The organism is Flavobacterium sp., from assembly GCF_035456225.1.
Classification (GTDB): Bacteria; Bacteroidota; Bacteroidia; order Flavobacteriales; family Flavobacteriaceae; genus Flavobacterium.
This window is the reverse complement of record NZ_DATIDM010000223.1, coordinates 1-9,546: the sequence shown is the minus strand read 5'-3', so window position 1 is coordinate 9,546 and position 9,546 is coordinate 1. Positions and strand designations below refer to the sequence as shown.

Genomic DNA, 9,546 nt, shown 5'->3' with positions numbered 1-9,546 from the left:
ATAGTTTACTGTTTTTTGGTGTAAAGTTTCGGGATTTGGCATTTGTTTTTATTGTTTTTAAACCTAATTTTACACAAATAAACATGCCGAAAAAGTGAGAGATTTAGCCAGACATCAAGGACTTCGAAATCAGTTGGTAAGCCTTTTGGAAAGAAAAGGAATTGCCGATAAAAACGTATTGGAAGCTATCAGAAAGATTCCGAGACATTTCTTTTTGGATTCGAGTTTTGAAAATTTTGCCTATCAGGATAAGCCTTTTCAAATTGCGGCAGGACAAACCATTTCACAACCTTATACTGTTGCGTTTCAAACGGAATTGCTTCAGGTTAAAAAAGACGATAAAATATTGGAAATCGGAACCGGTTCCGGATATCAGACAGCTGTTTTGTGTACGATGGGCGCAAAGGTATATTCAATTGAAAGACAAAATGAATTGTTTAAAGCAACATTCAGATTGTTACCGAAATTAGGTATCAGACCGAAGCATTTGGCTTTTGGTGACGGATACAAAGGGTTGCCGGATTACGCTCCTTTTGACAGCATTATTGTAACCGCAGGCGCTCCATACATTCCCCAACCGCTAATGGCGCAATTGAAAATCGGAGGACGATTGGTAATTCCTGTTGGTGAGGATGTTCAGGTAATGACATTGCTTATCAGAAAAAACGAAACCCAATTTGAAAAACATGAATTTGGAGATTTCCGTTTTGTTCCTCTTTTGGAAGATAAAAATTAAAATATGTGAATACTGAAAAGGCTGTCTGCAAAAACTTCAAGATGTTTACAGACAGCCTTTTTATTTATATTCTGATTTTATTTTCTTTTCGGATCTAAAAAACCATCTTTTTCCATTTGTTTAACGACCTCTATCATGATATTGCGGGTTGTCGTTTCAGGATCAGTGATATTTGTCGATTTTGTAGTACCCGTCCAAACCAATTTATTCTGATTTAAGGAAAATACATTTGTTTCAATCAGATAGGTAGTGCTTTCCTGATAATAACCGGGTGTATAGAAATCGGGTGAATAAAAGCCATACCAATTGTCAAATCCATAGCCGTAACCGTATCCCATCCCGCCATAATACATGGTGTTATAGGTGCCCGGAACGTAATAGGTTTCTTTTTCCATGTTTACCAATCGCATTGTTATTGCTCCGTCAAAATTTTCACTTTTAAGGATACTTAAACGCTGTTCTTTTGTAAGGTCAATCTTGGCGCCGTTTAGAAAAGAATAGGAACTTTTAAATATGGGATTGTTATCGACGATGGTATTTTCAATATCCCTTCTGGTTTTATCATCTTTAACCAATGCAACTACCATTACTTTTTTGAACTGTTCTTTTGCCGCATTTGAATCGGGATCTTTCCAGCTGTTGACAATAACGGTATCAGTACTGCTGCAACTCATAAGAGTCGTGAGTAAAAACAAGGCTAAATATCTTCTCATGGTATACTTGTTTAAGTTAATACCAATTTAAGAAAAATTTTATAAAATGATGTAAAGTGTTGGGAATTAACGTTAAAACGATTTTTTTATACGGTCGATATCACGTTTTGTGTCGCGATCTTTAATGGTATCGCGTTTGTCGTAATTTTTCTTTCCGCGACATAGAGCGATATCCAGTTTTGCCAATCCTTTTTCGTTGGTGAACAGACGAAGCGGGATGATGGTTAATCCTTTGTTCTGAACGCTTTTTAAAAGTCCTCTTAATTCGCGTTTGTTCAAAAGTAATTTGCGTTCACTTTTTGCTTTGTGGTTGTAATGCGTTCCATAAAGGTATTCTTCTATATGTGAATTGATTACGAAGAGTTCAGTTCCATGGAATTCACAAAAACTTTCGGCTATTCCGGCCTTACCCAATCTTATGGATTTTATTTCGGTTCCGGTCAATACAATTCCAGCCGTGTATTTTTCGAGTATTTCATAATCGAATTTGGCTCTTTTATTAAGTATGTTGACCGTTTTTAGCATAGGATGGCAAATGTATGAACAAATTGAAGAAAGTACAATAGCTTAAGGTAATTTCAGCAATTGATGGGTAATAGTATCTCCGCTAATGGTTATGATGTAGAGATTTCCATAAATGTTTTCGTTGATATCTTCATATATGTTGTGGTTAATCAGTCTGTTGACAATCTCGGGAATTGTATTCATATGTCCGACAACCAAAACTTTTTTTCCAGAACATTCCCGTTTGAATTGTTCTGAATCGAATAGTCTCGAACTGTATTTTGTGATTTCTTTTCTGCCTTCACGTGCTGTTGGAGTAACCGTTTGGATTGTTCTGAGATAATCGGTGCTGAAAATCGAATCAAAAGCAATTTCTGAAAATATCCTGCTCCAATTTTCAGCTCGATTTAAACCGGCTTGCGTTAAACCTGGGTTATTTAAATCGGCTTTTTTTTCGGCATGTCGGATGAGATAAATTACAGTTGATTGTATTGGTTTTTCCATGGCGTATTGTTTAATCGTTCCTGTTTAATAGCGAATACACATAACTGTCTAAATATTTCCCCTGCCAGAAACAGTCTTCTTTAAAATGCCCTTCACGGATAAATCCGTTTTTCTCTAAAAGTTTCCATGATGCAAAATTTTCGGGATCGGTTACCGCTTCAATAGAATGTAATTTCATTTCGTTAAAACCATATTTAATAATTTCCGTCAAGGCTTCCTGCATGATTCCTTTTCCGTGGAATTTTTGTGAGAGCATATAACCTATTTCCGCTCTATGGTTTTCGGGCTGCATTCGGAAGTAACCGATATTACCAATCAAACGATTGTCTTCTTTGAGGCAAATCGCCCAATTGATGCATTCATGATTTTCCAACAACCCTTGCATGTATTTTATATGGGTTATCGCATCATCGATCGTTTTTGGAAGTTCCCTCGGAATGTATTTCATAATTTCCGGATTAGATCGTAAAGCATACATTTCAGGCGCATCATCATTAATTATCTGCCGGAGAATTAAACGTTCGGTTGTTAAGATCGGGAATACGGTGAAATCGAAAATAAGCATATCGTATAAAAATTGATTTGTTTGTAGAATAACAGAAGGAAATTACTAAAAAAAATATCATTTGTTCTTTTTTTTAAGAAAATTTCTTAAATTAGAAAACCTAAACTAACATATTACTATTATGGATTACAATTTTGAAGTTATTGACAAAGAAAAAATCGGGTCATTGACCTTTCCGAATTCAGACGTACTTGATGATGACAAAGAAGCAATCAAACAACGAAAAGAAGAATTGGACAGAGCATTGACTTTAGGGAATTTGGAGCACCATAAAATTAAGATTTATTTTGAAGATGATGAGTCAAAAAAGATGGTTGATACCACTATTTGGGGCTTAACTGAAGAAAGGATCATCTTGAAGCAGGGCGTTGTAATCCCAATCAGAAGAATTTACAAAACAATTTAAAGCTGTCTTATGATAGCTTTTTTTATGAAAAAGAATTACAGTTAAGTTGGCATAATTATAACATATCATACAGATATATTTAACATGCCTTCCTTATTTAAACACTTATCTTTACTCTGTTAAACTCCAAAACTACATGCACTGAATTCTTGTAAGACTGATTGATGTATAAGTTTGAGAAAGAAATAATTGCTAATGCAGGTGTAATTTTGAATCAAAATAATGTGTAATCACATAACGAAAAGGGGAAGTAATTGAAAGCCTTACTATTGCTCATTATTCGTGATAAGTTATTTTAATCAAATCAAAAATCGAGCATTATGAAATCAATTATTTGTTTATTAATTTGTGTTGTGTTTGCCTTGACAGGCTATTCACAGAATAAAACAGCCCCTATTTCTAAAGATGGGGATGGAGTCTTGGAGACCAAAAAATTGCCTGAAATGGTAATTAAAAGAGCTGGTAATGACTTTTCGGTATATCTACCTGAATACGAGAGTGATGATGTGAAAATAAAAAGTTTACAGGAAGCATTTATAGCGTATGATTTAGGTAAAGATTACGAAGGTCATGAGAATTATCTCGTAACTTTGAAAGTTAAAGATGGCTCTTTAGCAGCTACCTACGATGAAAATGGTAAGCTATTGAGTGTAGTTGAAAAATATAATAATGTAAAACTTCCATCAGCCGTTATTTACAATGTTTACAAAAATTATCCAGGTTGGAAAATTGTCAATGATAAATATTTGTATTCACAGGAAGATGGAGATATTACAGCAAAACAATATAAGCTGCAACTTGCTAAAGGAGATGAAACCAAAAAAATTGTTGTAAATTCCAAAGGTGATATCTTAAAAGGATAAGTTGTTTGTAATAATGTTAAAATAAAAAAGCGACCTCAAAAGAGGCCGCTTTTTTGTTTATTCGTTGAAATCCAAATCTTTATTATGGGTTTCTTCTATCGTAAGTGTGGCATAAATACCCAATCCAAAGGCAATGCATCCGACTAATGCTGCGGCCATAATTACACCATTATTTATTTTTAGATTGTCAAAGGCAATCAGCATAACCGGGAGGAGTCCGCGTACCATATTCGGGATAGTGGTGGTGGCAGTACTTCTGATGTTTGTGCCAAATTGTTCCGAGCCAACAGTTACGAACATCGCCCAATATCCTGTTCCTAATCCAAGCCATGCACAATAAAAGTAATAAGATGCTTCTGTTTTCAGCCCGTTAAAAAGCAAAAGACTGACTCCAATAATGGTAAATAGCATCATGTAAAAGATGGCTTTTTTTCTGGAATGCAACCAATGAGAGATAAATCCGCTGGCAAAATCACCTACAGAAATACCAACATAGGCCCACATAATTGCTTTTCCGGGTACAATTGAAGTTATTCCCATAACCGGTGCAAACTGATTGGCCATCATTGCTAAAATTCCGATGCAAAACCAGGTAGGTAATCCTATGGCGATGCATTTCATATACTTAACAAAACGATTTCGGTTGGTAAAGAAAGTGATGAAGTTTCCTTTTTTTATGGATTCGGAATCTTTTATGTTGTTATAAATTCCTGATTCTGCAACACTAACGCGAAGGAGCAACAACATCAGTCCCAAACTGCCTCCAATAAAATAGGCGATAGTCCAATCACCGGCAAGTTCTACGGTTAATTGCGCTACAACGGCTCCGAGCAATCCGAAACCGGCAACTATAGAAGTGCCAATCGCACGTAATTGTTTAGGTAATGATTCGGAAACCAAAGTGATTCCGGCGCCCAATTCCCCGGCTAATCCGATTCCGGCTACAAAACGAAGCAGGGCATATACCGTTGTTTTGTCTTCAAATGGCATTTGCGGCAAAAATCCACAGGCAATATTTGCTATGGAATATACCAGAATAGAACCGAAAAGAACAGAAAGCCTTCCTTTTTTATCACCTAAAACACCCCACAGAATTCCGCCTAATAACAATCCAAACATCTGGTAATTCAAAATCAGTGTTCCTGCTGTATCGATATCAAGGTTCAGATCCTTCAGGCTGGGCACTCGTACGATTCCAAATAAAAGTAAATCGTAGATGTCTACAAAATAGCCTAAGGCCGCTACAATTACAGGAAAAGAGAAAAGATGCTTCAGTTTTTCATTAAGGGTAAATTCGTTCATTTTTCTTTTTTGGTTTGGGTTTCAAAAATAGAAAAATAAATGAGTTTACGTTTTTTATTATTTGGTGATTAGATATTTGTCAGAATAAAGTATTGATTTTGAGGAATATTTATTAAATTAGTAACAAGTTTTGGGTAGTAATTTTAAAAAATAAAAATTATGGGATCATTAAAAAAACTAATTCTGGCGTTTGTGTTATTGTTCAGTTTAACCGTTTTCAGTCAGACCACTACGACGAAGACTCAAACCCCTAAACCTAAGAGTCAGACCAGTAAAGACAAGGTGGTTACAAAGAAACTTTATACCGAAAAAGAAATTGTCAAGATTAAAGAGAATTACCAGAAAGAGGTAAAAACTATCGGTATGTCGGCGGCAGTGCAAAAAAAATACGCTAAAATTATAAGCGATTATACCAACAAGTTGAGTTATGTCAACAAAGACAGAACCAAAACAAAAGAACAGTATAGAGCGAGTGTTGACAAAATTGTTAGGGAGCAGAATTCTAAAATCCAAAAAATCCTCACTCCGAACCAATATAAAAGACATCTTATAATTTATAATCCTATTTGGGAAAGTGCCAAATACCGTATAGAGCACTCAAAATAAAGTTGTGTGATTTTTTACACTGTTTTTAATACGGGGCAGTAGCTTATCGTATATTTCTTTCCTATAAAAAACCCTGGCAGCTTTCAAAAACTATCAGGGTTTTATTATTAACTAACTTGTTGTATGAATTTTAATTTTCAGATTCTGCGTGATTTCTGAACACCAATTGTCCGTCAAAACAATCCAGTAGTATGATACTGTCGGTTACAACTTTTCCGGACAGAATCTGTTTTGATAATTCGTTAAGAACCTCTTTTTGAATCACTCTTTTTACCGGTCTCGCTCCAAATTGAGGGTCATATCCCTTTTCAGATAAATAAGCAATTGCTTCCGGTGTAGCATCCATCGTGACGTGTTGGTGTGCCAGCATTTTAATAACACTTTTTAGTTGTAAGGAAACAATTTCCGTAATATCCTCATTAGTTAGTGGGGTAAACATTACAATCTCGTCGATACGATTAATAAACTCGGGACGAACGGTTTGTTTCAGTAGACCCAATACTTCTGTTTTAGCAGCTTCGGTTGCAGCTTCAACGCCACCTTTTAAATTTTCAAATTTTTCTTGTATGATATCGCTTCCCATATTGGAAGTCATGATAATGATAGTGTTTTTGAAATCGGCCAAACGCCCTTTGTTATCAGTTAAACGTCCCTCGTCCAATACCTGTAACAAGATGTTGAATGTGTCGGGATGCGCTTTTTCAATTTCATCCAGTAATACTACCGAATACGGTCTGCGTCGGACAGCCTCTGTTAACTGACCACCTTCATCATAACCAACATATCCCGGAGGCGCTCCCACTAAACGGCTCACACTGTGACGCTCCTGATATTCGCTCATGTCGATTCGGGTCATGGCATTTTCATCGTCAAACAGATATTCTGCCAAAGCTTTAGCCAATTCCGTTTTACCCACACCGGTTGTACCCAGGAAAAGAAAGGTTCCAATTGGTTTCTTCGGATCTTGCAACCCGGCCCGGCTACGTCGAACAGCATCACTAATTGCACTAATCGCTTCATGTTGCCCAACAACGCGATGATGAATTTCATCTTCAAGTTTCAGCAATTTTTCACGTTCACTCTGAAGCATTTTAGTTACTGGAATTCCCGTCCATTTGGCTACTACTTCAGCGATATCTTCGTGAGTTACTTCTTCTTTTATCAGTGATTTGTCGGACTGGTTTTCTAATAATTGTTTTTGAAGTCCATCCAGATTTTCCTGTGCCTCCTTGATTTTTCCGTATCGGATTTCGGCTACCTTACCATAATCACCATCACGTTCTGCACGTTCTGCTTCTGCTTTAAAATCTTCAATCTGTTGTTTTACGTTCTGAATCGCATCGACTACATCTTTCTCTGATTTCCAACGTGTGTAAACCTCGTTTCGTTCCTCTTTCAGATTAGCAAGTTCCAAACCAAGAATTTTTAATTTATTCTCGTCGTTTTCACGTTTAATGGCTTCGATTTCAATTTCCAATTGCATGATTTTTCGATCCAGAACATCCAGTTCTTCGGGTTTGGAGTTGATTTCCATTCGAAGTTTGGAAGCTGCCTCATCCATTAAATCGATGGCTTTATCCGGTAAAAAACGATTCGTAATATAACGCTGTGATAATTCAACAGCCGCAATAATCGCATCGTCTTTGATTCGGACTTTATGATGGGTTTCGTATTTCTCTTTAATACCACGTAAGATGGAAATGGCACTTTCCGTATCCGGTTCGTCAATATTTATTTTTTGGAAACGACGCTCCAAAGCTTTATCTTTTTCAAAATACTTTTGATATTCGTCAAGCGTAGTGGCACCGATGGCTCTCAACTCCCCGCGGGCCAAAGCAGGTTTCAGGATGTTCGCGGCATCCATCGCGCCTTCGCCACCTCCGGCACCAACCAATGTATGGATTTCGTCTATAAACAATACGATGTCTCCTTCAGCGGAAGTAACTTCTTTTACAACCGATTTTAAACGTTCCTCAAATTCTCCTTTGTATTTTGCACCGGCAATCAGCGCACCCATATCTAAAGAAAAAACGATTTTGTCTTTCAGGTTTTCCGGAACGTCGCCATCCACGATTCGGTGTGCTAATCCTTCGGCAATGGCTGTTTTACCTACACCCGGTTCACCAATCAGCATTGGATTGTTTTTGGTTCTTCTGGTTAGAATCTGCAGGACGCGGCGAATTTCTTCATCACGGCCAATAACAGGGTCCAATTTTCCTGTTCTGGCTAATTCGTTGAGGTTTTTAGCGTATTTGTTTAAGGCGTTGTATGTTTCTTCGGCTGAAGCTGAAGTAACCCGTTCTCCTTTTCGGATTTCGGAAATTGCCGCCTCCAAGCCTTTTTCGGTAACGCCCTGATCTTTTAAAATTTGCGCTGCTTTGCTTTTGGATTTGAAAATAGCCAAAATTAAATGTTCAACAGAAACGTATTCGTCGTTCATTTTTTTAGCTATGTTGTTTGCTTCCAATAAGGTATTGTTAGCCTCTCGGGACAACATTATTTCGCTGCCTGATACTTTTGGAAAACTCTGAATGGTACTGTCCAGGATTTGTTTGAACAGATCTACATTAACATTTAGTTTTTTCAGGATAAAAGGTGCAACGTTTTCATCCACTTCAAGGATTCCCTTAAAAATGTGCTCGTTTTCAAGTTGTTGCTGCTCGTTTGCTTGCGCAATTTGCTGTGCTTGTTGTAAAGCTTCCTGCGATTTGATTGTAAAATTATTTAAGTTCATAGTGTTAAAAACTATTTATCGTTGTGTAATTGTTTTAGATTTGCATAACCATGGACAATTTGTGTTCCAATGTTAAAATCAAGACAAAATGACTTGTTTTTTGTTTTTAGGGAATAAAATCAAGACAAAATGTCGTAAAATCAGACAAAAAATGAGTTTTATCAAAAATATATTCGGTAGCGTAAGTAATGATAGCCTTCAATCAAAAATGGTTTGGGTTTCACTTACCGATTTGGAGCAATTAAACGAAATAACGGATTTGTCGCATGAAAACCCGGTTGTAATCTTCAAACACAGTACGCGTTGCAGTATCAGCAGAATGGCACTGAAGCAATTCGAAAACGAGTTTGATTTGAAAGATAAAGTTACACCATATTTTTTGGATTTACTTAATCACAGGGAAGTTTCAAATGAGATTGCTTCTTTGTTTGGAGTGGTTCATCAATCTCCGCAAATGATTGTTGTCAAGGGAGGAAAAGCGGTTTATGACGCCTCCCACAGTGAGATTGATGCTGAAGATTTAACAAGATTCTTATAAATAAAAAATAGGCTGACTCGAAAGTCAGCCTATTTTAGTTTGAAAAAAGGATTTTACTGCTTAATTATTTTCCTG

11 protein-coding genes are annotated in these 9,546 nt (G+C 36.6%); 5 read left to right on the top strand and 6 right to left on the bottom strand.

Going from position 1 to position 9,546, the window contains the following annotated elements:
* The first annotated feature begins 94 nt into the window (after positions 1-94).
* Positions 95-736 carry a protein-L-isoaspartate(D-aspartate) O-methyltransferase gene (locus VLB74_RS12950; protein ID WP_325203875.1) on the top strand — a complete coding sequence of 214 codons (642 nt, stop codon included), beginning with the start codon at positions 95-97 and terminating at the stop codon, positions 734-736.
* Between the two features lie 77 nt (positions 737-813).
* On the opposite strand, the gene VLB74_RS12945 is transcribed toward VLB74_RS12950, so the two are convergent.
* The 4 genes from VLB74_RS12945 to VLB74_RS12930 all read right to left on the bottom strand — a co-directional run bounded on the left by VLB74_RS12945 (position 814) and on the right by VLB74_RS12930 (position 3,022).
* Positions 814-1,449: a hypothetical protein gene (locus tag VLB74_RS12945; protein WP_325203874.1), complete on the bottom strand. Its 636-nt coding sequence runs from the start codon at positions 1,447-1,449 to the stop codon at positions 814-816.
* A gap of 72 nt (positions 1,450-1,521) precedes the next feature.
* Positions 1,522-1,974, bottom strand: a complete 453-nt coding sequence (gene smpB, locus VLB74_RS12940) for an SsrA-binding protein SmpB (protein ID WP_325203873.1) — start codon at positions 1,972-1,974, stop codon at positions 1,522-1,524.
* Positions 1,975-2,016: 42 nt separating this feature from the next.
* Positions 2,017-2,457, bottom strand: coding sequence for a SixA phosphatase family protein (locus VLB74_RS12935; RefSeq protein WP_325203872.1), 441 nt, complete (start codon positions 2,455-2,457; stop codon positions 2,017-2,019).
* A 10-nt stretch (positions 2,458-2,467) separates the two neighbouring features.
* Positions 2,468-3,022 carry a GNAT family N-acetyltransferase gene (locus VLB74_RS12930; RefSeq protein ID WP_325203871.1) on the bottom strand — a complete coding sequence of 185 codons (555 nt, stop codon included), beginning with the start codon at positions 3,020-3,022 and terminating at the stop codon, positions 2,468-2,470.
* 121 nt (positions 3,023-3,143) lie between these two features.
* Here VLB74_RS12930 and VLB74_RS12925 point away from each other — a divergent pair, with 121 nt between their 5' ends.
* Together VLB74_RS12925 and VLB74_RS12920 are read left to right on the top strand one after the other, a co-directional pair.
* The gene (locus VLB74_RS12925) at positions 3,144-3,428 is read left to right on the top strand and encodes a hypothetical protein (RefSeq protein ID WP_325203870.1); all 285 of its coding nucleotides are present in this window, start codon (positions 3,144-3,146) and stop codon (positions 3,426-3,428) included.
* Positions 3,429-3,748: 320 nt separating this feature from the next.
* Positions 3,749-4,291 carry a hypothetical protein gene (locus VLB74_RS12920; protein ID WP_325203869.1) on the top strand — a complete coding sequence of 181 codons (543 nt, stop codon included), beginning with the start codon at positions 3,749-3,751 and terminating at the stop codon, positions 4,289-4,291.
* Between the two features lie 57 nt (positions 4,292-4,348).
* Here VLB74_RS12920 and VLB74_RS12915 read toward each other — a convergent pair whose 3' ends face one another.
* On the bottom strand, positions 4,349-5,593 hold the full coding sequence (locus VLB74_RS12915; RefSeq protein ID WP_325203868.1) for an MFS transporter: 1,245 nt from the start codon (positions 5,591-5,593) through the stop codon (positions 4,349-4,351).
* A 159-nt stretch (positions 5,594-5,752) separates the two neighbouring features.
* Here VLB74_RS12915 and VLB74_RS12910 point away from each other — a divergent pair, with 159 nt between their 5' ends.
* A complete protein-coding gene (locus VLB74_RS12910) occupies positions 5,753-6,199 on the top strand; it encodes a hypothetical protein (RefSeq protein ID WP_325203867.1) in 447 nt (148 codons plus the stop codon).
* 130 nt (positions 6,200-6,329) lie between these two features.
* On the opposite strand, the gene clpB is transcribed toward VLB74_RS12910, so the two are convergent.
* Positions 6,330-8,933 (bottom strand): ATP-dependent chaperone ClpB, encoded by a 2,604-nt coding sequence (clpB, locus tag VLB74_RS12905; protein WP_325203866.1) that lies wholly within the window; start codon positions 8,931-8,933, stop codon positions 6,330-6,332.
* Positions 8,934-9,084: 151 nt separating this feature from the next.
* Here clpB and ytxJ point away from each other — a divergent pair, with 151 nt between their 5' ends.
* Positions 9,085-9,471, top strand: a complete 387-nt coding sequence (gene ytxJ, locus VLB74_RS12900; protein WP_325203865.1) for a bacillithiol system redox-active protein YtxJ — start codon at positions 9,085-9,087, stop codon at positions 9,469-9,471.
* Positions 9,472-9,546: the final 75 nt, after the last annotated feature.